Origin of the sequence: Levilactobacillus brevis ATCC 14869 = DSM 20054, from assembly GCF_001433855.1 — a bacterium.
GTDB classification, from domain to species: Bacteria; Bacillota; Bacilli; order Lactobacillales; family Lactobacillaceae; genus Levilactobacillus; species Levilactobacillus brevis.
Genome location: NZ_AZCP01000003.1, coordinates 347,178 through 373,830, shown reverse-complemented (window position 1 = coordinate 373,830; position 26,653 = coordinate 347,178). Strand labels below are relative to the sequence as shown.

General features: G+C 46.7%; 23 protein-coding genes. 8 read left to right on the top strand and 15 right to left on the bottom strand.

Going from position 1 to position 26,653, the window contains the following annotated elements; translation table 11 throughout:
• The first annotated feature begins 13 nt into the window (after positions 1-13).
• A complete protein-coding gene (gene rlmD, locus FC61_RS07565) occupies positions 14-1,477 on the top strand; it encodes a 23S rRNA (uracil(1939)-C(5))-methyltransferase RlmD (RefSeq protein ID WP_011668880.1) in 1,464 nt (487 codons plus the stop codon).
• 81 nt (positions 1,478-1,558) lie between these two features.
• A complete protein-coding gene (locus FC61_RS07560; RefSeq protein WP_024526256.1) occupies positions 1,559-1,999 on the top strand; it encodes a hypothetical protein in 441 nt (146 codons plus the stop codon).
• A gap of 2,394 nt (positions 2,000-4,393) precedes the next feature.
• On the opposite strand, the gene FC61_RS07540 is transcribed toward FC61_RS07560, so the two are convergent.
• Positions 4,394-4,759, bottom strand: a complete 366-nt coding sequence (locus tag FC61_RS07540; protein WP_021742917.1) for a hypothetical protein — start codon at positions 4,757-4,759, stop codon at positions 4,394-4,396.
• A 503-nt stretch (positions 4,760-5,262) separates the two neighbouring features.
• On the opposite strand from FC61_RS07540, the gene FC61_RS07535 reads away from it, so the two are divergent.
• Positions 5,263-5,508 carry a hypothetical protein gene (locus tag FC61_RS07535; protein WP_021742918.1) on the top strand — a complete coding sequence of 82 codons (246 nt, stop codon included), beginning with the start codon at positions 5,263-5,265 and terminating at the stop codon, positions 5,506-5,508.
• Here the strand turns inward: FC61_RS07535 and FC61_RS07530 are convergent.
• The 3 genes from FC61_RS07530 to FC61_RS07520 all read right to left on the bottom strand — a co-directional run bounded on the left by FC61_RS07530 (position 5,501) and on the right by FC61_RS07520 (position 7,452).
• Positions 5,501-6,025 carry a helix-turn-helix domain-containing protein gene (locus FC61_RS07530; protein WP_035465133.1) on the bottom strand — a complete coding sequence of 175 codons (525 nt, stop codon included), beginning with the start codon at positions 6,023-6,025 and terminating at the stop codon, positions 5,501-5,503. The two genes, FC61_RS07535 and FC61_RS07530, sit on opposite strands and share 8 nt — an antisense overlap.
• A gap of 390 nt (positions 6,026-6,415) precedes the next feature.
• Positions 6,416-6,910 (bottom strand): MerR family transcriptional regulator, encoded by a 495-nt coding sequence (locus FC61_RS07525; RefSeq protein WP_011668882.1) that lies wholly within the window; start codon positions 6,908-6,910, stop codon positions 6,416-6,418.
• A gap of 35 nt (positions 6,911-6,945) precedes the next feature.
• Positions 6,946-7,452: an SRPBCC family protein gene (locus FC61_RS07520; RefSeq protein WP_011668883.1), complete on the bottom strand. Its 507-nt coding sequence runs from the start codon at positions 7,450-7,452 to the stop codon at positions 6,946-6,948.
• Between the two features lie 180 nt (positions 7,453-7,632).
• On the opposite strand from FC61_RS07520, the gene FC61_RS07515 reads away from it, so the two are divergent.
• Positions 7,633-8,487: a DUF368 domain-containing protein gene (locus FC61_RS07515; RefSeq protein WP_011668884.1), complete on the top strand. Its 855-nt coding sequence runs from the start codon at positions 7,633-7,635 to the stop codon at positions 8,485-8,487.
• Between the two features lie 42 nt (positions 8,488-8,529).
• Here FC61_RS07515 and FC61_RS07510 read toward each other — a convergent pair whose 3' ends face one another.
• The 7 genes from FC61_RS07510 to FC61_RS07480 all read right to left on the bottom strand — a co-directional run bounded on the left by FC61_RS07510 (position 8,530) and on the right by FC61_RS07480 (position 16,904).
• Positions 8,530-9,255 (bottom strand): MerR family transcriptional regulator, encoded by a 726-nt coding sequence (locus tag FC61_RS07510; protein WP_021742920.1) that lies wholly within the window; start codon positions 9,253-9,255, stop codon positions 8,530-8,532.
• Between the two features lie 137 nt (positions 9,256-9,392).
• Entirely contained in the window at positions 9,393-10,586 is a 1,194-nt protein-coding gene (locus FC61_RS07505; RefSeq protein ID WP_024526251.1) for an ROK family protein, read from the bottom strand.
• Positions 10,587-10,875: 289 nt separating this feature from the next.
• Complete coding sequence (locus FC61_RS07500; RefSeq protein WP_011668887.1) at positions 10,876-11,721, bottom strand: aldo/keto reductase; 846 nt, start codon at positions 11,719-11,721, stop codon at positions 10,876-10,878.
• Positions 11,722-11,739: 18 nt separating this feature from the next.
• Positions 11,740-13,059, bottom strand: coding sequence for a replication-associated recombination protein A (locus tag FC61_RS07495; protein WP_011668888.1), 1,320 nt, complete (start codon positions 13,057-13,059; stop codon positions 11,740-11,742).
• A gap of 103 nt (positions 13,060-13,162) precedes the next feature.
• Positions 13,163-14,770, bottom strand: coding sequence for a ribonuclease Y (rny, locus tag FC61_RS07490; RefSeq protein WP_024526249.1), 1,608 nt, complete (start codon positions 14,768-14,770; stop codon positions 13,163-13,165).
• Between the two features lie 117 nt (positions 14,771-14,887).
• Positions 14,888-15,577 (bottom strand): YoaK family protein, encoded by a 690-nt coding sequence (locus FC61_RS07485; protein WP_225353933.1) that lies wholly within the window; start codon positions 15,575-15,577, stop codon positions 14,888-14,890.
• A gap of 382 nt (positions 15,578-15,959) precedes the next feature.
• The gene (locus tag FC61_RS07480) at positions 15,960-16,904 is read right to left on the bottom strand and encodes an alpha/beta hydrolase (RefSeq protein WP_021740945.1); all 945 of its coding nucleotides are present in this window, start codon (positions 16,902-16,904) and stop codon (positions 15,960-15,962) included.
• A 124-nt stretch (positions 16,905-17,028) separates the two neighbouring features.
• Here FC61_RS07480 and FC61_RS07475 point away from each other — a divergent pair, with 124 nt between their 5' ends.
• From FC61_RS07475 to FC61_RS07465, 3 genes are all read left to right on the top strand, one after another.
• On the top strand, positions 17,029-18,837 hold the full coding sequence (locus tag FC61_RS07475; RefSeq protein WP_021740946.1) for a M3 family oligoendopeptidase: 1,809 nt from the start codon (positions 17,029-17,031) through the stop codon (positions 18,835-18,837).
• Positions 18,838-18,904: 67 nt separating this feature from the next.
• The gene (locus FC61_RS07470) at positions 18,905-19,324 is read left to right on the top strand and encodes a helix-turn-helix domain-containing protein (RefSeq protein ID WP_021740947.1); all 420 of its coding nucleotides are present in this window, start codon (positions 18,905-18,907) and stop codon (positions 19,322-19,324) included.
• 78 nt (positions 19,325-19,402) lie between these two features.
• Entirely contained in the window at positions 19,403-20,254 is an 852-nt protein-coding gene (locus FC61_RS07465) for a hypothetical protein (protein ID WP_021740948.1), read from the top strand.
• A 70-nt stretch (positions 20,255-20,324) separates the two neighbouring features.
• On the opposite strand, the gene FC61_RS07460 is transcribed toward FC61_RS07465, so the two are convergent.
• The 4 genes from FC61_RS07460 to FC61_RS07445 all read right to left on the bottom strand — a co-directional run bounded on the left by FC61_RS07460 (position 20,325) and on the right by FC61_RS07445 (position 25,472).
• Positions 20,325-21,398, bottom strand: coding sequence for a YdcF family protein (locus FC61_RS07460; protein ID WP_021740949.1), 1,074 nt, complete (start codon positions 21,396-21,398; stop codon positions 20,325-20,327).
• A gap of 91 nt (positions 21,399-21,489) precedes the next feature.
• Positions 21,490-22,872, bottom strand: a complete 1,383-nt coding sequence (gene brnQ / locus FC61_RS07455) for a branched-chain amino acid transport system II carrier protein (RefSeq protein ID WP_021740950.1) — start codon at positions 22,870-22,872, stop codon at positions 21,490-21,492.
• Positions 22,873-23,228: 356 nt separating this feature from the next.
• Positions 23,229-24,122: an ROK family protein gene (locus FC61_RS07450; RefSeq protein WP_021740952.1), complete on the bottom strand. Its 894-nt coding sequence runs from the start codon at positions 24,120-24,122 to the stop codon at positions 23,229-23,231.
• 18 nt (positions 24,123-24,140) lie between these two features.
• Positions 24,141-25,472: an APC family permease gene (locus FC61_RS07445; RefSeq protein ID WP_021740953.1), complete on the bottom strand. Its 1,332-nt coding sequence runs from the start codon at positions 25,470-25,472 to the stop codon at positions 24,141-24,143.
• A 312-nt stretch (positions 25,473-25,784) separates the two neighbouring features.
• On the opposite strand from FC61_RS07445, the gene FC61_RS07440 reads away from it, so the two are divergent.
• Positions 25,785-26,627, top strand: coding sequence for a hypothetical protein (locus tag FC61_RS07440; protein ID WP_021740954.1), 843 nt, complete (start codon positions 25,785-25,787; stop codon positions 26,625-26,627).
• Positions 26,628-26,653 lie beyond the last annotated feature (26 nt).

Sequence of the window (26,653 nt, the reverse complement as noted above, 5' to 3'; positions counted from 1 at the left end):
TTTAGGAGAAAATATGGCAAATTATGAATCTAAGAACCATCGCGGTTACCATCGTGACCGCAATCAACGGCCCCATCAAGACCAACGACGTGCCCGGCAAACGGAACGGGTGCAAGTCGAGGTTGGTCAACGCTTCCCGCTAACCATCAAGCGCATGGGCATTAACGGTGAAGGGATCGGGTACTACAAACGGATGGCCGTTTTTGTTCCCGGTGCTTTAACCAACGAAGAAGCCGTGGTCGAGGTGACCAGTGTGGCTACCCGTTATTTGCGGGCTAAAGTTCACCGAATCCGTAAAACCAGCCCCCACCGAGTGGAACCCCGCGACAGTTATGCCGATCAAGTCGGCGGTTTTGAACTGGAACATTTGGATTACCCAGCCCAGCTGGCCTTTAAACGAGACGTGGTCGCTCAGGCCCTGGAACGTTACCAACCCGAGGGCTTTCACAGTTATGACTTGCGGCCAACCTTGGGAATGAAAGACCCTTATGGCTACCGCAACAAAGCCCAATTCCAAGTTCGACGTAACGCCGAGGGTCAAGTCGAAGCCGGCTTATACGCTGAACGAAGTCATGATTTAATCGACCTACCAACCTGCTCCGTCCAAATGCCCGTCACCATGACCGTCATGCGAGCTGTGGTCGCTATGCTGCAAGACCTTGATATGCCGATCTACGATGAAGAACAAAAATCAGGGATTGTCAAAACTTTGGTCGTGCGGGCCGCGGCACACACTGACGACGTGCAATTGGTCTTCATCACCAACTCGCCTAAGCTCCCGCATAAACGCGAATTGCTGGAGCGCATTGCTAATGAGCTGCCCCAAGTAACCTCAGTGATGCAAAACATCAACCCCGGTGAAACCTCATTGGTATGGGGCGATGATACTCGCCACTTGGCTGGTGCCGAGGCAATTACGGAAAAGCTGGGCGACTTGACCTTCAAACTGTCAGCGCGAGCCTTTCTACAACTCAATCCGGCACAAACGGAAGTCCTCTATGATGAGGCCAAGAAAGCCCTCGACTTACAACCCGGGCAAACGGTCGTTGATGCCTACGCCGGTATCGGCACGATCGGGCTGTCATTAGCCGATGTCGCTGCCGAGGTTCGCGGAATGGAAATTATTCCCGAAGCCGTCGATGATGCGAACGCTAACGCCGCGGCTAATGGGATTACCAATGCGCACTATGAAGTTGGCACAGCTGAAGATCTATTGCCTAAATGGGTCATGGCGGGCTTCCGTCCCGACGCCATCGTGGTTGATCCACCGCGTACCGGCTTAGATGCTACGTTAATTGAAACCATTCTTGCCATTCGGCCAAGTAAGCTGGTCTACGTTTCCTGCAACCCATCGACGCTGGCTAAAGATCTGGTTGACCTGACGGCTGACTATCGGGTTGAGTATATCCAGTCCGTTGACATGATGCCCCAAACTGCCCGCTGTGAAGCAGTCGTTAAATTAACGCGGCGCCAATAGATTAATAGGCAGACACGCTGTTTCGTGTTAGACTTTTATTTAACGATTAATGACCGAATTTTAAGAAAGTTGGCAAATGACATGCAAGATCCTTTCAAGGGCTTCAATGACGATCAGAATAATAACGGCGACGGTCCACAAGGATTTCCGTTGCCACCGAACTACGCGACCGTCGTGAATCCTGAGACGGGAAACATGCGGATCGCTAAGGTTGGGTTTTCGTGGACGTCATTTTTATTTGATGCCTTCCCTAGTATTTTCCGGGCTGATTGGTATAACTTCCTATGTATGATGGGTGTTGAACTCGGAGTCCAGATGCTTCTATTGATGAGTGTTAGTGGTGAAGCACAATTAGTCCAGTATACGTCAGCATTAAGCTTTCTACTTCGTGTTCTCTGGGGTTCTATCTATAACATGATGTACTTCAAGCACCTATTCAACCGTGGCTTCGTCCCCGCCGACGATCGTTCGCGTGACCTGTTAACCCGGGCACATTACTGGTCTCAGCCAAAAGAAAAGTAATTACTCTCAAATAAGACCGGTCTTTTCGGAAAGTAGATTTCTGAGAAGACTGGTCTTATTTTAATTGCACTAATAGCCAACTAGTTAGCTCAATATATATCGACATCAAGGGCGCTGTCGGCTATATTAAGTACACCGCCAGTGACCGGGATTAGCTACCCGGCGATTGGGTCAGCAAGGTAGTCGGTTACGTCCTCCCACATTCTAGACTAGGGGGCGATTGAACATGACTCTATTAGTGAGAAAGGCATTAGGGGCGTGGGGTTCGCAATGGCGGCCTACGTGTTATCCTTAGCGATAGTCAATTTGGCTAGAGCCTATAGGATAATCAAAAAAGCCACTTCTAAGAAAGAAGTAGCTCCCCATAATACCGCACTAGACTTGCGAACTTGTGGCGACTGTCCGAATCAGTCGTCACTTTTTTGTAGTCTCATTATACCCGCTATCGAATGCTGGTTCAAGCTTAACCGCTTACTAAGAATCAGGCTCTGGATGAGCCATCATCCCAAATAACCTGCTGTATCAGTGATACACCTGTAGCTTAAGACTTAACGAATAGACGGAGCGCCTATCAGCAGATATTTTATATGGCCTGATGATTAGATTAAGAATGTGTTTTGTCCTGCAATCACCATTTAAACAACAAACCCAAACCTAATATAACTATCCCAGTGACTATGACAGAAATTAGCGTTCCCAATAACATACTGAAGATAACATTGATATTCTTTTGCGCCAATTTAACCGTTAGATAGTCTGTCAGCATGAAAAAGTCTAATGTTAACAGGCTGAATCCCCAAGAAGCACGGCCCGCTAACATCAAAGCGATGCATATTAATAAAACAATTATCATCACATACGGAATTTTTTTTAGCGTAGAAGCACTGTACTGATTAGCTAGAGCTTCCGTCCAACGTGAGTTAGTTTTCATTTAGACTATTCCCCTTTAATGACTCAGATTAATGCTAAGCCTTATTACAGAAGCTACTTTCTCTTCGTTGAATATACTCAAAAACTTCAATAACAACAATAGCAACTAGCAAATCAATAAACATGCGCTTTAAACTCGACCAATTAAAACTGAAAACCGTTGACCACAACACAGGTAAAATATATGCCATGATCCCGATTGTCACATAGCATATAAGATAGTTACGTAACCTAATCTTCATGTTACTACCATTTACCTCCATTTCATCAACTCACTACCGTTACAGTGTTTGCTGAAACCGGCTAACTCCCACCAAAAGGGGCCGTCATCGCAACCCACGGTGATGACCTCAGTTAATTTTATCTAACGTTTTCTCCAAAGTCTCTCATAGAAAATTGCAATGATCACCAAAATACCGAAAAAACAGAGATTAATGGCTGCTAGCCAAAGCCACGAAGCGATACCGGTCAGGCCACTAGGAACTAGTGCCGTAAATACCCACAAAGCAGCCTCCATTACTATGAACATTAAAAAGTATTGCGATTGACTATAACGATCCTCACGTAACTCTCTCCAATGCGACAACGTATACAAAGACGAAAAAATATTTACAATTGAAAACGCGACAGCCAAAATAATTCTCATTTCCAAAGCATACTTAAAGTTTATTGCCGCAAACACGCCAACCAAAATGCTAAACAACACTAAAAGTATTCTCTTTATTGATATGACCATGATTTATGCTTACCACCTTTGAAGTGGAATACGTGCCCCTTAGCAAATCCCTAGTGCAACACCAATGGCGCCAATGGTAGTAGGCAGATTTATGCTAATACGTTAAATCCTTGTTTTTTGCCATGTTCAACATACCGGAACTAATATAAACGTCCATGTTCCCTTTCTTTGCAGCACCGTGCCAAGCAATTTCATAGTTTCTTTACCACTATGAGCTTGTAATCTACTAATATTAGGTGAACTTATTCGCCATCCCTATACATATTTTGATATTCAATTTACAGTTGCCATTATGGCAGAATAAATCACTACAAGAAATAAAATAGTTAAAACGGTTAAAATAGCCTTCTGATAATTAGACATTTCAAAATCTTTATGAAGATGTTTATAAAAAAGGATTGAGATAACCGTAACTAGGTAAATAAATCCGATCGTTATGAGTAAAATCATAATATCCTCCTCATTAAAGTATCCCACCTGAATTAGATACTAACTTGTTTTTTTGAGTTAACGGATCCAATTGGAAATTCGTCAGTCAGCGTCATACGACATCCTCCTTTTGATCGCTTTTTATTAATCATCTTTTTTACGTCACTTTGTGCTTGGGAACAACGTTTTCCTAAGATTTTTCCGCCAAATGCTCCCGCAGCTGCCCCTATTGGCCCGGCAAATGCACCTGCAATAGTCCCACCTGCAAGAATTAAGTTCTCACATGTACCATAATAGGTTCATAACTTACCAAGCGCCAACTTAGATTTCGCATAATCATTAACTCCGCCGTCAACAAATTTTTCTTGTACCGAGGCTGGCTTTGTAATTGATCGCATGATCCCAGCGCGATTATTAACGTTAGGACTGTCATTTTCGTTAATATTATATGAAACTTCAGCACCATCGTACTTTTTAATAAGGGCTTGCATTTGTTCCTGTAGATCCTGAGGCAATAACGCTTGATTGTACAATGATTTTGCTTCCTTCTCAAATTGTTTATAAATATCATTTGAGTCAGAAATCGTTATCATTGCTGCATCCGAATTACCAGTTGCATCTGAAGCATTAGCAACATTTGTGTAGAGAATATTCACTGAAACCATGGCAGCTAAGCCTAAAGCTAAGTCTAAAAGTTTTTTTGAAAATTTGATAAGAACAACTCCTCAATTATTTATTACTATTTCTTTGTGCCGACGTCAGCAGAAATAAATATACCAAGAAGTTTGTCTTTTTAAGAGAAGCGGGATGTTTACATATAGAGGTGTAACGACTTAGTTTCCTCACTATAGATAACTTTGCAACACATCTTTATTATCCCTCCACCTATTTTTAACAAGTAGAGAATGTTTTTAAGTTAGGTAAGCCGGATTCATCTAAATCCAAAGTATGAGGCCTCAGATATCAACTTTGGGTCTAGTTAATCCTTACTTTTCCAACGTAATCCAATCGTTCCCTCTTGTAAACGGGGCGTTCCTTATGTACTTCAACGCATAGATTTAACCTCAAATCAGGAGGTTAAATCTATGCGTAAACTTATAACTATCGTATTCACTTGCTTCATCATTCTATGCGGTGATCAGTAAAGGCTGACGCCGCAACTTTACATGTGGCTCATAGCTCGGCGTTATCTTGGTCCGCCAGTTATACCATCGTTACCTCAGGTAATAAAATTAAAAATGTTTCAAACATCAAGGTCAGTACCCGTCTTGGTGCGATCACTAAGAAATACATGGTCAAAGATTCCGCCAGTAAAGTGACGCTACATCTGACGCGTTCAATTGGTGCCGTTAAGTATCAAGCAGCTTTATCTGCTCATATGCAAAAGGGTAAGTTATACGTTACGTTCACTTAACCTGATAAACCACCGTCTTAGATGGTGTAATCCAATTATCATCAATAATCACATATGTACCCATTAAGCTAACAATCATAACCACAATCGATATGACAATAATCGTTTTATGAAGACTATTATATTTGGTATTTCGCCAAATCGCATACAGTGGCAGCACCATACCAATCGGTGGAATTAAAGCTGACGCTAATACTAACAAGGTCAATATCAGACCTTCATCGGTATTTTGATGAATCTCTGTGTTGACCTTTTTTAATTGAACCTGTTTCTCTTTAATTTCTGCATTATTAGCATGAATTTTAGATGCCAACTCGGAATTCTCACGGATGAGCTCGTCAATTGACAACTGATAAATATCACTCAGTCGAACCAAATTATCTAAATCCGGATATCCCCGTCCATTTTCCCATTTTGAAATTGACTGTCGCGTCACGTGTAGAATAGTCGCAACCTCATTTTGTGACAACCCCTGATTAATCCTAGCTCCTTTTAACTGTGTACAAAGTTCTGTAATAGTATCCCTCCTTAGTCGTTAGTCGCTTAAATAAATTTGACTGTTGCATTATACGTGGGCCACTAGAACGTGTCAAGAAGGCCTGCCAGCCCCATCATCTTGCGGCATAGACGTGTTGGCGGACAGGTCTCTTTGTATAACGCCTCATGGATCTACACATACCCGTATGAATTGTTAGCCGCTTAATTACTCTCCAAATAAATTTTCTAAACGCCAACCACAACTTAATTGCTTGGTAGAGAACATAGAACACACTGAGATTACAGAGCGGGCTGTAAGGACCAAATCACAACACCAACCAGGCAAAAAAACCAACCCACACATGACCATGCGGGTTGGGCTAATCTAACGGTCAACTCACTGTCGCCGTTGATGAATCAAGCGGTCAACTCACTGTCGCCGTTGATGAATCAAGCGTTCAATCGTTGCGGTGTCGTGCTGTTGCGCCAATACTTTTAAATACTCGTCCAAGATATGGGGATGGACCTCATTGGTTCCTGCTTCATAGTGAATGGTCTCAGTCCCTGCAGCAACCGCCGTTTTGTAATACCATTTTTTAAATTGTAGATAAGCCAACGTGTCCTGCAAATCCGCAATTTTTGTCTTGAGATTTTGCTCATGCTCTTCCAGTAAGTGATACCGCGTTGCAAGACTCGCATCACCTTGCGCTCGTAAGTCTACAAAGGTTGCAATCTCCGCTACCGGAACACCAGCATTCTTCAGACACATGACCATTTCCATCAGATGCAAGTCGTTAGCCGTGAATTGCCGTCGGCCCGCTGAATCTCGTTTGACAAACGGCATTAACCCGGCTTTGTCATAGTAACGAATCGTATCAACACTAAGGCCAAGCTGTTTAGCGACCTCACCAATGGTATAACTCATCGTGCATCCCTCCTTGCCGACTAGCTTATCACGAATTAGCGAGTCGCCGCACGTACTAGCCCATCTAACCAATCTTGATGACCATTAAGCATAGGATTAGGTGTCTGCTTAGCCATATCTGCCGCTGGTTGACCAATCTGGGACTCTTGCGTCAGCACCCGCACACGCTTACCCGCCAACGCCTCGATTAGAAAAGCATGGTACACATCTAAGTCATTGTTTGCATCGGCCGCGTCTTTTTGCCAGCCGTGCCATGAAATGCGGGCTACCCCATCAGTCGGTGCAACCAACTCCATTACCTGAGCATTGATAGGGAATCCGAACGTATGAAAGTTAAATCGATCACCAAAAGCCAATCGGCTCCCCGCGTGATCTAGCAACTCAATATGATCGGCATTATCATAATAGTTTTCCCACTGACTACTATCGACCAGCTTTTCCCACAGTTGTTCAACGGTAACCCCCGTTACAATTTTTTCGTTAGAGACAAAGTTATCTGTGGTACCCGGTAAAAACATTGACGGCCAATTGATTGTTTTCATATATGAAAACCTCCTTGAGATTTGATATTCGTAGCATACAAGCTGGAGTCAACTCCAGGTCAAGGAAATTATTTAAGCCCCAAAAGTTTAAATTATTCTAGCCTTACGCGCAGTAAGCTTGTCGCGCATAAATTTTTTTGGTAAGCTGACTCTAACTTAGCCCTTGAGGAGGACCTATTCGTGACTAATCGGCAAGATCACCCCATCGTGCGTTTCTGTAAAGGCGTTATCATCGCCCTAGGCTTCATTCTTCCCGGTGTTTCCGGGGGCGTGCTCGCCGCTATTTTAGGGTTATACGAACGTTTATTAAATTTCATGGCCCATTTTCGGCAAAATTTCCGTCGTGATTTCTGGTACTTTGTGCCGGTTGGTCTGGGCGGCATCGCGGGCGTCGCGCTATTATCGGCACCGCTGGAGTATCTGTTGGCTCATTGGCAAGTCATTGTACTGTGGGGCTTCGCGGGAGCCATTGTGGGTACGTTGCCCGCCCTGATGCATACCGCTAACGCCCACACTCCCCGAGATGGCGTTGACTGGGCTTGGTTTTTCGGTACCTTATTGCTCAGTGGAGGGCTCTTATACTTCATGAGTGATCTCTTCGGCACGTTACCCGCCAACTTTGGCGGCTTCATCGTGGCGGGCGCCTTAATTGCCCTGGGGGTCTTAGTTCCTGGGTTAAGCCCCTCTAACTTACTCCTAATCTTAGGTCTCTTTACTCCCATGCTAACTGGCTTTAAACAGCTTAACCTACTGGGCGTCTATTTACCGATTGCCTTAGGCGCAGTGCTAGCGATGGCGCTCTTTTCCAAAGCCATGGACTATCTAATCCGTCGCTTCCATTCACGGGTGTATCACTTCATCTTGGGCATCGTGGTGGCCAGCACCATTCTGATTCTGGTTCCCAATCCACACGCTGCTGAGAGTATCTCCTATGCTGGCGTAACGCCGTTAACCCTGGGGCTAAGCGCCGTTGCTGGTCTACTGGGCATTGCCCTGGGTTACTGGATGAGTCGTTTGGAAGTCAAATATAAATAAAATAATCAGCCATTTCTTATCAGAAGAATGGCTGATTATTTTTTACGCCTGTTCTCGCGAAGCGGTAACTTCCACACAGTACGTTGTCTTTCCGCATGCCGGACACGTTAATTTGCGCGTCCGTAGATGATGCCCGGCCCAGAAAGCCTGCTTAAATCGTGGTTGAAAAACGGTGTGACAGTTGGGACAGCAGTAGCGTACCGCTTGAAAGTAATGATAGGTTAGCCATCCTGCTACCCCACAAGCGAGCAACATGACGCCGCCAAATACCCACCAGTTACCGGTCAGCCATGCATATACGAGCCCCGCTACCTCAATGGCATCCATGACTAGTCCACCAATAATTAGTTTTCCATGAACTTGACGTAACCGCTGTTGATTTGTCATGAGCTGATCCATGTCATGAATGGATTCGAGCGGAAAGGGTCCCGACACAGCTAGCGCTTTTTGGACTGCGATAACCGTCTTGAGTTGGGTCGTTGTCGCGGCCTGGTCTTGACGCAAACGCTGTACCTGCTCTGTCAGCAACAATTGTAAAACATCAGTCGCATTGGGACTATTTAGAATATCCTTGATCGCCGCTAATTTCAGGCCCATACCTTTTAACACTAAAATGAGCTGTAGCCGGTCAACATCTTGGGCCGTATACTCACGGCGACCACCGGCGGTCGTCATTGGTGAGAGTAACCCCCGCTGATCATAGTACTGAATTGTGCGGACAGAAACGCCCACGTGTTTGGCCAGTTCTCCGGTCGTATAAGTTGACATGAATCTCACCTCCTTAGCTTCGTTATACCAGGTAACGTCGCGTCATTAGCAAGCCTTTTGCGAAAATATTACCGATTAACCCGGGAAATAACCGAAAAAGGCCCCACTCATCGCGAGGATAAGTCGGGTCTTGGTATCTAAGCCGTCGTTTCAGTAGCCGGTCGTTCAAAATTCAATTCATAATGATCCAACCCTAGCGCGCGATGGGTAATGAGTGAACAGCCACCCAAAACCGTCGCTAATCGGGCATTTTGCGTTAAATCAATGGTCAATGCATTATGCGCTAAGTTTTGATATACCGTTCGAATTTGCGTCAAGAGTGTTGGAATTTCTTCGACCAATGGTGAGTTAATAAAGAACGCATCGGGGTCCAAGTTACGCATGAGGTTATAAATCAAGCCCCCAATTGCCGTTGTAAATTTAGTCAAAACGGCCAGCGTATCAGCGTCCTGTTTTTGATAAAGGGCCACTAGTTGTGTACGATCCAGATTTGTAATTCCTTTTTTCTGTTCTAACTGCTGAATGATCGCATCCTCAGAACTGATATCTTCCGCGTGGACCGGGTGGCCGGCACCCGCATCGTCCATTTCAATGCTAACGACCGTCTGCCCGATTTCACCCGCATCGCCGTGCTCACCCCGAAACAATTCACGCTGGAGGATGATGCCGGCACCAATCCCGCGGTGAATGCTGACGGTAACCGTACTATTCAAATCACGGGCACCATTGAAGTCTCGCTCATAAACGGCGGATAAGTTGGCCTCATTTTCGAGTACCACGGGCACTTGATACATGGTAGAAAAGACCTGTTCCAAGTCAATGCCATCCATATCAATAAAGGGCGACGTCTTGATCTGATTGTCCATGACGATTCCATGAATGGAAAAGCAGATCCCCAGTAAGCCATGGCTGGTCGTATCTTCGGCTTGGACGGCCGCAATGTAGTGATTGATTTGATCAATCATTTCATGGATGGATTGTCCCTTAGTCTCAATGCGATCATACTTCCATACCTGACCATTCAGATAGGTCACTAAGGCATGTAGGTGGCGATACCCCAGATCAAACGTTAACGTGAACCCATAATTTCGATTAATTTCGATTAGTGTTGGCTTACGACCACCCGCGTTCGAGGCCTCTCCTAAGCCAAGCTCCGTTAAGTATCCATCGGCCATCAGGGTATTATACAGTGATGACACCGTGGACTTATTAAGGTTTAACTGATGGGAAATCTCGATCCGCGAGGTGGGATGATTATTAAAAATTTGTTGAAGCACAAATTTTAAATTCTGATCGTGCAATTGGTTACGATTCATACTGCGACGGACCATAAAATCCCCTCCTCATTAATTCTGATTTACTAGTCGGTCATTTCAATGTTAGTAGTTCTAAAAAACCAACTAACTAAAATTACTAACTATCCCGACCAACGTCATTTTGCAAACGGTAACACTATTTGCACCATGGTTCAGTGAACCAACCAACTCCAGTATCGCTTACTCTTCCTTAAAATTCAACCGTTTTACGGCATTTTTCTAAATAAGTGAATCAGTTTTAGGAAATGATTTGGTTAAGTGATTTAAAAACTGCCCAGCTCACACCAGACAGCTTTCTTTAAATCTAATCTTCATGCACCGTGATCTGGAGAATTCGCTCAACGTCAGCCGCGGTCCGCACATGGTTCTGTGGCATCTCTAACTCAGTAATTGCCACCATATCAGCTGGTAGCAATTCGAAATCAAACACTTCTAAATTCTCTTGCAGTCGTTGCTCATGGGTTGACTTGGGAATAACCACCACGCCCCGCTGAATTAACCAGCGAATGGCCACTTGAGCAGGTGTTTTATGGTATCGCTGACCAATCTTAGTCAAAACCTCATTGGTAAACAAGTCATGCCGCCCCTCGGCAAACGGTCCCCAAGCTTCTGGCTGAATGCCATTGGCCTGTAGATAATCCACCGGTGCCGTTTGGGGTTGGAAGACGTTGATGGGAATCTGGTTAACCGCTGGCTTAATACGGTTAAAATGGGTGAACGCCGCCAATAATGCCGGCGAGAAGTTTGAGACACCAATCGCCCGAATTTTACCGGCTTCATACAGTTCCTCTAAGGCGCGCCACGCCCCATAAACATCGCCAATTGGTTGATGAATCAGGTAAAGATCTAAGTAATCTAACCCCAACTTAGCCAATGAGTCGCGCACGCCGCGTTGGGCGCCCGCATAGGTCATATCTTGAACCCATAATTTTGAGGTCACAAATAACTCTTCACGGGGCACCTTGCTTGCAGCCAGCGCGGCGCCAACTGCCGTTTCGTTATGGTAGGCCGCCGCGGTATCAATCAGACGATACCCCAATTCTAAGGCTGTTTCCACAGTTTGTTGCGTTTCGGCTGGGTCCCAGACTTGAAACACGCCCAGTCCTAGCTGGGGCATGGTGACCTCATTGTTCAATTTAACGGTTTGCATGGTGGAACCCTCCTTTAGTTAATCACGGTGTTGCTGTTGCCACCGTTTAATCTCGGCCAACCGGGCTTTGAACCGGCCTTCACGCCCTTGCTCGGTTGGTTCGTAATACACGTGACCACGCAAAGCTTCTGGCAACGTCTGCATCGTCGTCAATTTAGCGGCCGACTCATGGGCATATTGATAATCTGCCCCATAACCCAGGTCTTTCATCAGCTTCGTTGGCGCATTGCGCAATTGTAGCGGAACTGGTTCATCACGGGTCTGCTGAACATCCTTTTGCGCCGCCTGACTCGCTTTATAAATCGCATTGGATTTGGGTGCCAGCGACAAATACGTCACTGCCTCGACCAGGTGCACATTACATTCTGGCATCCCCAAAAATTGACAGGCTTGAAAAACATTGATGGCCACATTTAACGCGTTCGTGTCGGCCAACCCAATATCCTCACTGGCAAAGCGCACCAGTCGTCGCGCCACATACAGCGGATCTTCTCCGCCACTAAGCATCCGCGTCAACCAATAAATTGCCGCATCCGGATCGGAATTGCGCATCGACTTGTGTAACGCCGAGATAATATTGTAGTGCTCCTCACCCGTCTTGTCATATAGCACAAACTTTTGGGTAATCAGCTGTTTCAAATCAGCCTGAGTAACCGTGACTTGATCGCCTTGCTTATCACCATTCAACACGGCCATCTCTAACGTATTCAGCGCCATACGCGCATCCCCGTTGGCAAATTCAGCAATCGCCCGCAACTCAGCATCACCAATGGTCACCCGGCCAGAAAATCCAGCTGGATTAGTCAAAGCGTTACGCAACAGCTGGTCAATATCCGCCGTTGCCAACGCCTTTAACACGAACACCTTGCACCGTGACAGCAACGCTGAGTTGACTTCAAACGACGGATTCTCCGTGGTAGCACCAATTAAGATAATACTCCCCCGCTCAACGTAAGGTAAAAAAGCATCCTGCTGCGCTTTATTGAAACGATGAATTTCATCCACGAAAACAATCGTCTGCTCGCCAATTTCCCGATCGGCTTCCGCCTGATGCATAATTTTTTTGATTTTACTGATACTACTATCGACCGCGCTAAAGCTCAGAAAGGTGGCTTGCGTTTGCCGGGCAATAATTTCAGCCAGCGTTGTTTTCCCCACACCCGGCGGTCCCCAAAAGATCATGGAGGACACCTGATCATTTTCAATCAGTTCACGTAAAATCTTACCTGGTCCTAACAAATGTGCCTGACCCACGAACTGGTCCAACGTTTGCGGACGGACCCGACTAGCTAATGGCGTATTACGCTGACTATTTTCAAATAATGACCCTTGCTTCATGGTGACCGCCCCTTTCCTCATTTTATGATACCGCTGATGTTGCTTAGCGAACACCATTTCGCATAAAAAAGGGCTATGACCTTCGCCATAACCCTAAAATACGCTACGCATTGGCAGCTTTCTTCTTTTTCTTCTTGCTCTTCTTTTTCTTTTCATCGCCCACATACTCGACTGCCGTTGACTTACGAATCGTGGTAACTTTGATCTTACCTGGATAAGTCAGCGTCGATTCAATCTGTTGGGCCACTTCCTGCGTCAAATTGGCCGCGGCGGTATCATCCAACTCCTGTGGTTTAACAATAATCCGAAGTTCCCGACCGGCCTGAATAGCGTAACTTTCAGCCACACCAGACTGGTCGTTGGCAATTTTCTCCAACGCACGCAATCGATTAATGTAGTCTTCGACAGACTCACTCCGTGCACCCGGTCGTGCACCAGAAATCGCATCCGCTGCCGCCACTAGTTCGGCCAGTGGCGAGGTCTTCTCGACGTCGCCATGGTGTGCAGCGATTGCATTAATCACAACGTCATCTTCCCCATATTTCTGGGCAAACTCCGTTCCAATCTCCACGTGCGTGCCCTCGACTTCGTGATCGATCGCTTTTCCAAGGTCATGGAGTAAGCCAGCTCGGCGCGCCAAACGCGTATTATACCCTAACCGTGCTGCCATCGCTCCCGTTAATTGGGCCACCTCGATTGAGTGCAACAACACATTTTGACCATAACTAGTCCGATATTTGAGGCGTCCAATTAGCTTCATCAAATCAGGGTGCATCCAACCAACGTGCAGTCCGCTGACGGTCTGCTCACCCGTTTCCCACAAACTGTGGTTCACATCACGTTGGGCATTTTCCACTTGGGTTTCAATCTGGTTCGATGAAATCCGGCGACTAGCCACTAAATTGGTCAACGCCACGCGGGCCACTTCTCGCCGAATAGGATCATGGGTACTGATAAACAACGTCGTATTATCATCTGGCACAAAGATTAAATCGGTCCCCGTGAGCGTTTCTAACAAGCGAATGTGTTGCCCATCACGGCCAATAATCTTACTACGAATTTCACCGTTAGGCACCGTCACCGTATGCTCCAAATGTTCTTTAGGGAGGTCTTGCGGTCCACTTTCAGTGGCCGATAATACCACATCCTTGGCCCACCTCTCCGCGTTTGCGACGGCATTATCATTCAACGCTTTAATCTCAACATCACGATCACGCTTCAAGTCCAACTCCGTATCGGCTAACACATGGTCTTTAGCCGCTTGTTCATCAATTCCTGCCTGTTGAGCCAACGTCTCATCTCTGTCAGTCCGCAACTGGAGTGCCTGGGCCTTGAGGTCGCGAATCTTTTGGCGTTGATCGCGATTAGCCTGGCTTCGTTCATCCAGCATCGCTGTTTGGTCAGCTAACCGGACGCCCATTTGGCCCAATAACTGTTCACGTTGTTGACGCCGCTGTTCGCGAACTGCGATATCACTTGTTTGCTCGGCTAATTCATCCTTCACTGATTGTTGGTAAGTAAGCGTCTCACGCCGACTGTCGGCCGTCAGCTTCGCAATCTTTTGCTGAGTCTCAGCCGTTGCCGAAGCAATGATGTCGCGGGCTTGTTTTTGTACCGCTAACAGTTCTTGACGATGCTGATGTTGCCGCACCACGTACCCAATTACCAAGCCAATCAGCAGGCAGCCAATAATAAGTCCTGTGATTAACAATTTGAATGTGCTCCTTAAATTTCAGTCTGTCATTAAGTTATTTTCATTTGTGATCCCCAACTTAGAGGGCCACTTATCTTGTTAATTATACGCTATTTCTAGCCACAACCCAACCAACTATCTTACAGGCTTTTCCATCGCTACGGGCAGGAACAACCAAGCCAGTAAAATCGCCTTAACAGCCGTCGCAATCCAGAGTACGCCATGGGGCGTCAACATCGCTAAACGCGCGCCAACGCCACATCCGACAATAAAAATCAAGAGAACGCCAGCCAAACGGATTTGACGCTGACGGGCAGATTGATCCCCGACAATCCACGCCCGATAGGTACTGGTTGCCAGATTTTTGGTATTGCCCGTCATAATGCCGTTGTTGATTCCTAGGCCACCGACCTGCCGAAAGACAGTCAGCTCATAGCCAGCTACAATCCCTAGAAAAAAGATTAACCACATGGTCGGCAGTGTCTGTTGCAGGCTCGCTAAAATTACGTACGCACCAACGTCTAATACCATCAACCACCGCATTTGACGCCGATTATTGCCGCGACCTAAGTGTTCACTCAAGCCCTGCGCGCCAAAACACCCCAGAAAATAACCGATCCAAACGGGCACGTTGACCCACGCGGCGCCCCAGCCATGTTCAATTAGCTTAACCGCAAACACAACCAGGTTACCCGTTTGGGCGCTGACGAAAACCGCGCCATGATTAAGAAACGTATCCGCATCAATCATCCCCATTACTAGGGTTGCGCCTAAGGTCAGAATCGTCGCTGTAACGGGGCGAAACTGTCGCGTAGTTTCTGCCATGTTAGCCATCCCCTTTGTTAACCCTCCAAAATTCCTAATAACTTCTATCCTATGCCAGCACTTAAACGCCTACTGCTGGGTACCCGCCTTGTTGGGCCCTTGGCAACAGTCAATGTGGTTTCAAGCTAACACTGTCCAATATCTCTACAGTAATAATCATAGTTGGACCAACCAACGTGACCACGCTACACCACCATAGCCCGACGGGAAGTGGCAAATGGGCTCAGTACCGTCGTTATCCTTTGTGCGCGTCCTTGGTGCGCTTAGGATAAGACCGAGCTTTAAGACAAGTGATCTGCTTGGCTTAAAGTCGTGTCCGGTACGTTCCAGCCCATTTGCTGCGACCAAAGGGCAGCAAATCATGACAAACCGCTAAGAAGCATCACTTAATATACTTCGCTAAGAAAGCCTTCACCGTCTGTGTATAACGTTGCGGTGCATGCGATAGTGAGGCCGCATGCTGGGCGCCCGGAACCACGAGCAGTTGCTTAGGCCCAGCATCTGCCCGATAGACTTGGTAAACCATCTTCGTTGGCACAAAGGAATCTGCCCCACCATGAATAAATAACATGGGTTTGTGGTTTTTCTTGACTGCTGCAACAGCATTAGCGTCTTTAAAATAAAAGCCCGCCTTAGCTTTGGCAACGGCACTCGTCAATGGCACCATTGGCCAATAAGGTAAGTGATACATTTGCTTAGCCTGATACGTGATTTCGGCTTGTGCGTCTGTATACCCGCAATCCTCCACGTAGGCTTTTAATTGGCTGGGCGTTTTCAAGCCACTCGTCATCATCGTTGTCGCACCACCCATGGAAACGCCGAACAAGACCACCTGTGATTGGGGCCCTTGCTTAGCAATAACCTGTTTGACCCATTTTAAATAATCGCGACTTTCGTAATAACCGTAACTAATAACCTTCCCTTGGCTTTGCCCCTGTCCTCGGGTATCAGGCGTGAGCGTATTGTACCCTAGCCGATGAAACATCGCGACATAGCCACCCATAGCCTCTTTACTGGACCCAAATCCATGAACCAACACTACCGTTTTCTTGGTGTTATGTGCCGCGGGAACATAATCAGCGACTAATTTTAGATTTGCACCGGCGGCCTTCTCCGTCCAACGTTGTTTATGTACCTGTTGATACCACTTTTTTTGTGCATACAGCGGGTCTGATTTCTTCAAGACTGTTCCGGAGGCCACAAAACTCTTTTTGCCACTTGCCACCGTCATATTGTAAAAATACAAACTCCCCCTTAAAAGGCCACCTAAAATCAAAACCACCACGATTCCTAGGCCAATTAGCCAATGTTTCAGTCGTTTATTCACCGTTATGTCCTCCTCAATTCTCTCAACTCTTTGCTACTGGTTAGTATACGGAGTTCCTTTCGCCAACGCAATCGTTAGGAAATTTGCTATAATGAATCCAACTTACGCCTAGGAGGCCTTGCCGATGAAATACTCGTTAAATTGGGATTTAGACTCACTTTTTGCTGGGGGGATCAACTCGCCCCAGTTAGCTGCCAAGCTGGCACAACTCAAAACGGCGATTGCCACCCTTGCTGATTTACTTGATCGCTGGGATGCAGCCAGTGACGCGCCACAATATCCCCAGTTCGTCAAACTCATTGACCAACTGCAAACCATTGATGCGGGCCTTGGTCAGGCTGGCATCTTCATTACTGCCGTGGGTTCTGCCGATGTGAACAATCCCGGTGTTGCCCCAATGGAAGCTCAATTACGTGACTTGGAAACCCAAGCCGATAACGTCAGTGGCAAGCTCAAAAAAGTGCTGGTTCAAGTCCCCGACAACTATTTTGCCGCACTCTTAGCCCTTCCGGCTCTACAACCAATTGCCTTTAATCTCCGGGAAATGCGCGATGCCGGCAAGGAATTACTGGACGACAAAACTGAAGCCTTGATTAACCGCTTAAACTTAGACGGTAAGGCAGCCTGGAGTAGTCACTACGACTCATTAGTCGCCACCATGCAGATTCCTTTCCATGATGAAGATGGGCACCCCGTGACGTTATCCGCCGGCCAAGCTGACAATAACCTTTTGGGTAACGCTGATCCCCAATATCGAGCGGAACTACTCCCCGCATGGGAACAAGCTTGGGCAGACAAGGAACAGCTCTTTGCTGATACGTTGAACCATTTGGCGGGCTTCCGCCTCACCGAATACGCCGCTCACGGAACCACTGATTTTCTCAAAGAACCACTAAAAGAAAATCGGCTCAGCGCTGCTACATTGGATACCATCTGGCAAGTTGTCGCTGATAACCACCAATTTTTATTGGATTATCTTGACCGTAAGGCGGCCCTGCTTGGTAAAAAACATGCTGGTTGGCAGGATGTGGAAGCCCCTTTACACCTACCAGGTAGTGACGAGCACCACTTCACCTTTGATGAAGCCGCAGCCTTTATCATTCAACATTACGGTGAATTCTCACCTAAAATGGCCGCGTTAGCCCAACACGCTTTTGAACATCGGTGGATTGAAGCCGAAGATCGCGCTGGTAAAGCCCCTGGTGGCTGGATGGAAAGTGCGCCGGAAACCCACGAGTCACGGATTTTCATGACCTTTACGGGATCACCCAACGACGTCTCAACCTTAGCGCATGAGTTGGGGCATGCCTTTCACTCTAGCGTGATGGCCGATTTACCTAATCTGCGCCAGGACTATGCCATGAACGTTGCTGAAACCGCCTCAACTTTTGGTGAATTGATTGTCGCCGATGCCAACGTACAGGCTGCCAAGACGAACGCCGAAAAGATCACGCTACTAAATGCTAAATTAGATAATCCCTTAGCGATGTTCTTGAATATTCGGGCCCGATTCTTATTTGAAACTCGGTTCTATCAACTACGCCAAAAGAAACTCGTTACCCCCGCAGAACTTAACGAACTCATGCTGAACGCGCAAAAGGAAGCCTTTGGTCACAACCTATCCAGCTACTCGCCACACCTTTGGGCTAGCAAGCTGCATTTCTATATCGACGAACCCGCCTTCTATAACTTCCCGTATGTCTTCGGTTACCTCTTTAGTCTGGGAATTTACGCTAAAGCCCAACAGACTGGTAACTTTGAAGATCAATATATCGCCCTGTTACGCGATACGGCTAACATGTCGACTGAAGAGCTCGCGCAAAAGCATCTTGGGGTTGACCTTACGCAACCAGACTTTTGGCTGGCTGGCGTTAAACTCATTAAGCGCGATGTTGCCGAATTTATGCGGTTAACTGATTCACTCGTTAAATAGTCTGCTAGTCGTTTAACCCCACGGAGAGTGGTATAATGAGTGTAAACGAAAGAAACAGGTGACGAGAATGTTTCCAGAACGACTTCGGGCCTTACGACGGGGCCAACACATTACTTTGGAACAGCTAGCAACAGCGCTTAATGCGCAAGCGGCCGGACCAGATGAACATGCCAATACTGCCTCTCAAATTGGCAATTGGGAACGGGGTATTCGGACCCCTTCCTTTATTGAAGTTCGCAAACTCGCCGAATACTTCGATGTCACCATGGATTATCTGACTGGAAAAGCGGAACGCGATGAATACGACCTTGGCCGGCTCTTCTTGTCGGGTAAACAGCTCAGCTTTAACCGTGAGTTACTGAGTGGTCAAGATCGCTACGAAATTTACCAATTAATTGACGGTTACTTGCATGGCAAGGAAAATCGTTTCAGTGACCCTGAACCTAATCAACAAGAAGAATTGGATCTGCATTTGGACGACCATTAATTAACAGTCGACTGGCTAGCGGTTACGCTGAGCAGTCGACTGTTTGCTTGTCTCCATGTAGATAGAAAGGACCTCTCTGTGAACCCTAAAAAACTGCAAAAACTCAAAAAGAAAGTCCGTCACGCACCACTTAGTCAACGGCCTACCACTTACATTGACCGGATGACGGCGTATTATCACCAATTTAATGACTACCCTGCCATCAAGTTACTAATCAGTAACGTTCTCTTGGCGGACAAAATGTTGGCAGCTGGTAATCTACCCCAACAATTACCACTTTTACAACTGCCTGATGACAGTCAGGATCAAATTTACCAAAAACTCAATACGCTGTATGCCCCCGGCGATGCAGCCGGCGATCAACTGTGGAATGACTTAACGGCGGCATTACCCCAGCTGGACCACGACCTCCGTTCATTCCGCGATTATTTAGAAACCCACTACGGTATGTGGGCATACACCCCAGCACCGTTTGTGACCGACTTAGCCACTTTTGTGGGCGATCGTGCGGTCTTAGAAGTCATGGCGGGCAACGGCTATATTTCCAAAGGCCTGCGAGATGCCCACAAGACCGTCTTTGCAACAGACAGTCAGGCGTGGACGGCCGAAAACGAAACTGGTCGGCACCCACTCACCCCAATTGAACCCCTCAGCGCGGTGGATGCTTTCCATAAATATCAAGACCAAGTGGGCGTGGTTGTCATGTCTTGGTCGCCAGATGGCCTGCCGCTGGATTGGGAGCTCCTGCAAGCCATGCGTGCCGCCCATACCACTGTCGATTTTGTTGTCATTGGCGAGCCCCACGGTGCCACCGGTTCCACTGAGTTCTGGGACCATGCCGAATTCATTGAAAATGCGGATTCTCGGGCTCTCAACCATCATTTTACTCAGATTGATTTGGTTCAAGACCATGTTTACTTGGTCAAATAGTTTTGGGCGTCATAAGAAAAAATGGTCCTTCAGCAGTCAATTTGCTGAAGGATCATTTTCATTTATCGGTTTAACGGTAATAATATTGCGCCCACGTGAGCAATAAACTCAATAAGAAGATGCCCACGATTGCTACGGCATGCCACCGTTTATTACCAACAAAGATGGCAATATATTCGCGCAAGATGGCGTTAGGTAGGAAAAATTTAGCTGTGTGCGCCCCAATGCCATTAGCCTTTAATCCCGCCTTACGAGCAATCATCCCCGCCCGAAAGGTGTGATAGCCGTTGGTGACAAAGGTCACGCGCGGTCGCTGCTGCCCAGTTGCCGCAATCAGTTGCTTAGAGAAGACCATATTCTCATAAGTCGTCTTCGATTGATCCTCAACCAAGGCCTGATCGGCTGGCAAGCCATGGGCAATGGCATAATCTCGCATGGCCCGGCCTTCTGGGACGGTTTCGTCGCCACCTTGACCACCAGAAAAGATCACCATCGGTGCCCGCCCAGTCTTGGCAAGTTGCTTGCGATAAAACGTCAGCGCGCGGTCGATCCGTCGCCCCAATAAAGGAGATACTTCATTACCATTTAGTAATCCTGCGCCTAAAACAATTAGAAAATCTTGATTGTAACGTGGTCGATTAAATTGATACAAGACCAGCATCGTCAAATAATTATAGAACCAAAACAGGACATACGTAATCACCAACGATGGAAATAAATTAATAAATGTATCCACGGGTTTTGACAAATTCAGTGCAGCCCATCGAGAAAAGAACGGTGCTAGTAAAATGGCCAGGCCTAAAAATAAAGTCAACATGTTGGCTAATGTATGACTCTCGCGCCGCCAGACGATCCACGCATTCCACAATAGCAGAAAGGCTTGTAGCGCGAAAATCACCACCACGATTAGAAAGAAGATGACAAATAGCGCCACACTGATCACAATCAACCACTTATTATTGGTCCCCAAAATGGTCATCGCCAGCGACGCTAAAAACGAATAGAAAAATAACGAAAACCACAAGCCGTTGCTTAATCGGCGCTTCTCAATCCGGTAACTAATCGAAAAACATAAGCCAAAAAAGACTGGTATGGCCCACACCCAGTAAGCGGCGCTTGGAATATTAAATAAATTATCGTTCATGGTGCAACTCCCCTAAACTTATTCTTTGATAATTTTAGGATAGCACATTTACTATATGCGACACGTAGAAACTGCTTACTGGCCTTTATTTTTAGTGCTCTTCGTTTGTTGGTACAACCACATGACGGCGCATCCGCAAGGTACACCAGCCCCAGCTCCCTAAGAAGCCGACCAGCGCAGGTACCAGCCAGCCGAGTCCCAAACTAGCAAACGGCAGAAGGTGATGGTAACCTGCCAAAACCGTCTGAATAGGCCCCCACTCATTAATGACTGCCGGTGCCCTGTTCAACATATCTAACAGGGCTGGTAAAATCGTAAAAGCCATGGTCGTTCTGTAAATGACAGCTGCATGTCGCTGATGGGCAACCGTCAGCGAAAGAAAGATGAGGGCTAAGGCTAACGGATACATCAACATTAAAACGGGTAACGACCACGTAATGATGGCATTTAACCCCGCGTTTGCAACCAAAAACGACAAACCCGTGGTTACTCGTAACCAAAAGCGATAACTGACTTTAGGAAATAGCTTGTGAAAGTCCTGTGCAAAGGAAGAGACTAATCCAATTGCCGTTGTTAGCACGCCCAGTGTGACGAGGACGCCCAGTAATAGCGTACCAACGTTGTTAAAGTAGTAGCCCACAATCTGGGACAAGGCAACACCGCCATTAGCCGACAATGTCAGTTGACTCATACTCAGGGCCCCCAATAGCACGAGGCCAAAATAAATGAGCACTTCTAGCGAGATACTAATGATCCCCGCCTGCGCTGTCAGCTTGGTCAGCGCTTGACCACGATAGCCTAACCCCCGAATCGCATGAATCAACGTCACACTCAACGCCAGAAGCGCCACCGCGTCCAACGTATTATAACCCTCTAATACCCCACCAATCATCGCATGCGTCTGATAGGTTAAGGTCGGCGTATGCGTGGCACTCCCCATTGGCCGTAAAAAGGCAACCAGAAAGACCAGTGCCAATAGCGCCAAGAACCCCACATTGAGGTACTTTCCCACAATTTTTAACAGCGCCCCTTGATGCGTAGCGGCTAAATAAGTCACTATAAAGAACGCGCCGGTGAATCCTAACATCCCCACCGTAGTCCACCGCTGTGGCATAAACGGACTGAGCGCCATTTGGTATGCCGTTGCCGCTGTTCTGGGTGTGGCAAAGAATGGGCCAATCGTCAGGTGAACCAAAATCAAAAAGATTGCCGCTACTGGTCGGCCCAGTGGCCGTGCTAGGTCTAACAAGCCATCGCTACGTGTCACAACAACGGCCATAATCGCTAGCAGCGGAAAAAGCGAGCCCGAAATAGCAAAGCCGATTGCCGCTAACCACCAATGCGCACCAGCTAGTTGCCCTAAATGAACCGGAAAAATCAAATTACCAGAGCCGAAGAACATGCCAAATATCAAAGAACTAACGACCAACAACTGTCCCCAACTTTTTCTCGGTGTTACTTGTTCATCTGTCATCTTTAAGTCCTCCTACTGCATCATTTTTAACTCACAAACGTCAAAAAGAGCCCTTCTCCCACTATGGGAAAAGGGCTCTACGAGTAGAACGGTACCACCTTTTTGCGATGACATCATCACCGCACTTCACGGACCAACATCCGCTAGCCAGGTAATGGTGGCCACCACGATAGTCTTAGCAACTACCGAACTCAGAATTAACCTTCACAAACCGCTGATGGTCACCTTGCATCGACCGTGACTCGCTAAACATCAACCGCTTTGCTACTACTTTCTTCAACGTTTTATAAGTATTGATGAGTAGTATAGTCGACACATAATTAAAAATCAATGATAAATTTCATCTTTTTGTTATCTTATGATGTAACTGACCGCAAGGCTAATAAAGCAATACCGTTTAGGGACGCATTTTGCTGGTAATAAGCGCGCTTTAAAACTGGTGGAAATGGAACACTCTGCGCTAACTTGGCTGTTAGGGTTGGGGCAATTTGGTCATAGGCTGCTTCCATGCCACCACCGATGGCCACGACGGCCGGGTCCCAAGTAATGCAGAGGTTAGCCAAATTAAAGGCCCATGAAGCTAACAGTTGGGTTTTAAACCGTTGCACGACCTGAGGCAACTCGCTGTTAGACCACATATCCTTGGCCGAATATGGAGACCCAACCAGCGCGGTCAGTTGCCGACCGATGGCTTGCCCACCAGTGGCTTCTTCAAACGGCGCGTGGCCGGTAGCAAACCCAGCATCGCTGGTGCTCGTTAATAAATACCCCACTTCGCCAGCAGCACCGTGGCTTCCCCGAATAACCTGATCCCCCAAAGATAGGCCGGTGGCAATTCCGGTTCCCAGATTTAAATAAAGGCCGGCCGTCGTCCCCTTTAAAGCGCCATTCAGGATCTCGGCATAGGTAGCTGCCTTTACGTCATTTTCAATCCAAACTGGAATTTGGGTAAATTGACGTTGCAATGCCGCCTTGAGGTTAACGTGATCCCACCCCTTAATTGTCGGTACTAGCTTTAAATGCTCACCATCAACTACGCCGATTGTACTAACACCAATCCCCGTAACCGTTAATTGCGCCTGCGACACCAGTTGCTGGCTCGCAGCCAATAGCTGCGTAACAATAGCGCCACCATCTAAGCCAGCAATCACAAATTTTGTTTGAGCTAACCAATGGCCGGCCAAGTCAACGGCGGCCAAAGCAATTTTAGTTCCACCAATATCGATTGCTAAGACACCTTTAGTTGTCAACGTCTTGTCCTCCTGTCGTCATTGCTGGTTTGCATGGTTAACATACCAAGTTCGGCCCCAAAAGACGAGAATACCTATGATCGTCCAGATAACGGCAAGGCTAATAGCACTGACCCCTGAGGAGAAGAAGACAAAGCCCCAACCCAAGAAGGCAATGATGCTGGGAATAGGATAGAGCCACTCCTTATATGGTCGGGTTAAATGGGGGTGTTTCCGGCGCAAGACTGACAGGGCAATAATCTGCATCATAAATTGCACCACAATTTGGACGGCCATTAACGCGTTAATGACTGTCGTCAAGTCAAAGAAACAGCAAATAACCATAATCAATCCAATCACAACGAGTGAGTAATTGGGAAACTTCATCTTAGGATGAAGATGCGCAAATTTTTTAAAAAACACGCCATCCTTGGCGGCGTTGTAAGGAATCCGTGAAGCGCCCAAGAGCCCCGTGTATACTGAGGCAAAACACGTCCAAATAATTAAGATGGTAATAATAGCACCACCCCAAGGTCCCCATGCGCGGGTCATGAATAAGGAACCCACGTTAGCGCTATGCGCGGCTTCTCGCCACGGAACGTAACCGATAATGCCAATATTCATGGAAAGATCAATGAGTGCGACCAAGATAATTGATAACGTAATCGAACGGGGCAATGTCTTTCCAGGCTCACGCAACTCATCACCCATGTACGCTGACGTATAGTACCCGAGATAGTCATAGATCGACAGTAACATCCCAGCACCCAATCCTAGTAAAAATTTATTTGGTGCAAATGCCCCCTGAGGAAAATCAAATGCTAATTGGGGGTCAAAATGTAGCAAGCCGGTAATCACAATCAGGATAACTGTTAAAATCATCCCCAACCATAGTACCAACGAAATTTTAGCAACACTCGTGACGCGCCGATAAAGCAGCACCATCGCTAATAACGTAACGGCCACGGCAATTAGCTTCGTTTGTAGACCCGTTAACGCTGGAAAGAAATAGGTCATGTAATTGGCCAAACCAATGGCACCGCTGGAAAGCGTTAGTGGTGTAGCTAGCAGAACTGACCAGATAAACAAAAACGGCATCAGATTGCCCGTTCGATCATGGAAAGCGGCCTTGAGGTAATTATAAGTGCCCCCTTCACCCGGCAATGAACTTCCAAGTTCACTCCAAATTTGACCGTCCAACAAGGCTAGTACGGCGCCCGCAATCCAGCCAAACATGGCCTGTGGCCCACCCATTGTTGTTAAAACAAGTGGAATCGTGATAAATGGGCCGGCCCCCATCATCTGTGACATGTTAATCGTGATGGCCTGAAACGTCCCAATCCGACGCTCTAATCCCCCAGATTCTTTCATAGGTATGCTCCCTTTTCTCTTAATATAGTTATTAAGATAGACTTATGAAAGTGGGTTGTAAAGAGTTTTTCAGTATTTTTTCACAAAGTTTCGTAATGATGAAACCCCAATTGGTATAGTCCTTATGCTATTAGAATTCCAAAGTCGCCGCCTAAGATCATCGCCCTAAATAAAATTTAATTGGTATCTACCATAACGTGTACTTACTTTGCAAACCAGTCCGCTCTCACTTAAAAAAGAACTCTACGAAAGTTACCATATCAGCGTATAATATGCGGAGAACATCGTTTGACTCAGAGGAGGAGTTATACAATGAATTTGAAAACACATCTATTAGTTCTGGGAAGTCTCGTACTCAGTCTAGGACTATCTGGCGGATTAACCGCAGCTGCCAGCAAGTCATATTTGACAACAGTGAAAGATCACAGCTTCATGATTACACAACGTAAAATAATCTTGAAGAAGACCCCTTATCGACCATCCATCACCCTGCCCAAAGGGACTATTGTTCAGGCCGGGGGCATTAGCACCATGCATACCACTAATATTTTAGTCAATACGTTGAGTTACCATCTACGAAAAGCCTATATCGGTAACGGCAATACCTATACTCAAAACATTCCCTTAACCACTACGAATTTTAAGAAGATTAGTGTCCCTGCATACACTAAATACTACCCATCTCAAACGGCCTATCCAATCAATAGTGGTCGGGCCTACATCGGTAATGGTGAACTTTATCAGGGTGTTAAATTTCCCGAACAGGCTGATCAAACAAAGGCTAAAGCAAACCTAGTCACAGTCACCAGCGATGGTTACTTAGAGTACACAACTAAAGCACCCATTACAAACCTACGCGTTAACACCCGACCATCTGTTTCAGCAAAAATCACAAAGGTCAGCCGTCCCGGTGGCAGTGGAAAAACCTATCTTTATACTAAAGCAGCCGTACCAAGTTCTATCGGTAAACGCGTTAGCAAGACTGGTAATGCACAATACTTAACCATTATTAAACGGCGGTATCGTGCTTACACAACGCTCTACACATCTGGCCTAAAGCCCCAGCTCAGTTCCATTTATGTCTCGGCGGGCTATCTAGTCGGTGATCAACAATATTTCATGGTTACTTCAGAATACTTTCCTAGTGCTAACTAGTCGACTAAACCAATCCGGAGGTTATT

What these genes read in the sequence shown, in the direction of transcription:
- FC61_RS07560 (WP_024526256.1), top strand. Translation starts at nt 1,559, where the DNA reads ATGCAAGATCCTTTCAAGGGCTTCAATGACGATCAGAATAATAACGGC.
- rlmD (WP_011668880.1), top strand. Translation starts at nt 14, where the DNA reads ATGGCAAATTATGAATCTAAGAACCATCGCGGTTACCATCGTGACCGC.
- FC61_RS07495 (WP_011668888.1), bottom strand. Translation starts at nt 13,059, where the DNA reads ATGAAGCAAGGGTCATTATTTGAAAATAGTCAGCGTAATACGCCATTA.
- FC61_RS07505 (WP_024526251.1), bottom strand. Translation starts at nt 10,586, where the DNA reads ATGGTCCGTCGCAGTATGAATCGTAACCAATTGCACGATCAGAATTTA.
- brnQ (WP_021740950.1), bottom strand. Translation starts at nt 22,872, where the DNA reads ATGACAGATGAACAAGTAACACCGAGAAAAAGTTGGGGACAGTTGTTG.
- FC61_RS07445 (WP_021740953.1), bottom strand. Translation starts at nt 25,472, where the DNA reads ATGAAAGAATCTGGGGGATTAGAGCGTCGGATTGGGACGTTTCAGGCC.
- FC61_RS07440 (WP_021740954.1), top strand. Translation starts at nt 25,785, where the DNA reads ATGAATTTGAAAACACATCTATTAGTTCTGGGAAGTCTCGTACTCAGT.
- FC61_RS07485 (WP_225353933.1), bottom strand. Translation starts at nt 15,577, where the DNA reads ATGGCAGAAACTACGCGACAGTTTCGCCCCGTTACAGCGACGATTCTG.
- FC61_RS07525 (WP_011668882.1), bottom strand. Translation starts at nt 6,910, where the DNA reads ATGAGTTATACCATTGGTGAGGTCGCTAAACAGCTTGGCCTTAGTGTT.
- FC61_RS07460 (WP_021740949.1), bottom strand. Translation starts at nt 21,398, where the DNA reads ATGAACGATAATTTATTTAATATTCCAAGCGCCGCTTACTGGGTGTGG.
- FC61_RS07510 (WP_021742920.1), bottom strand. Translation starts at nt 9,255, where the DNA reads ATGTCAACTTATACGACCGGAGAACTGGCCAAACACGTGGGCGTTTCT.
- FC61_RS07470 (WP_021740947.1), top strand. Translation starts at nt 18,905, where the DNA reads ATGTTTCCAGAACGACTTCGGGCCTTACGACGGGGCCAACACATTACT.
- FC61_RS07500 (WP_011668887.1), bottom strand. Translation starts at nt 11,721, where the DNA reads ATGCAAACCGTTAAATTGAACAATGAGGTCACCATGCCCCAGCTAGGA.
- FC61_RS07540 (WP_021742917.1), bottom strand. Translation starts at nt 4,759, where the DNA reads ATGGTTTCAGTGAATATTCTCTACACAAATGTTGCTAATGCTTCAGAT.
- FC61_RS07520 (WP_011668883.1), bottom strand. Translation starts at nt 7,452, where the DNA reads ATGAAAACAATCAATTGGCCGTCAATGTTTTTACCGGGTACCACAGAT.
- FC61_RS07475 (WP_021740946.1), top strand. Translation starts at nt 17,029, where the DNA reads ATGAAATACTCGTTAAATTGGGATTTAGACTCACTTTTTGCTGGGGGG.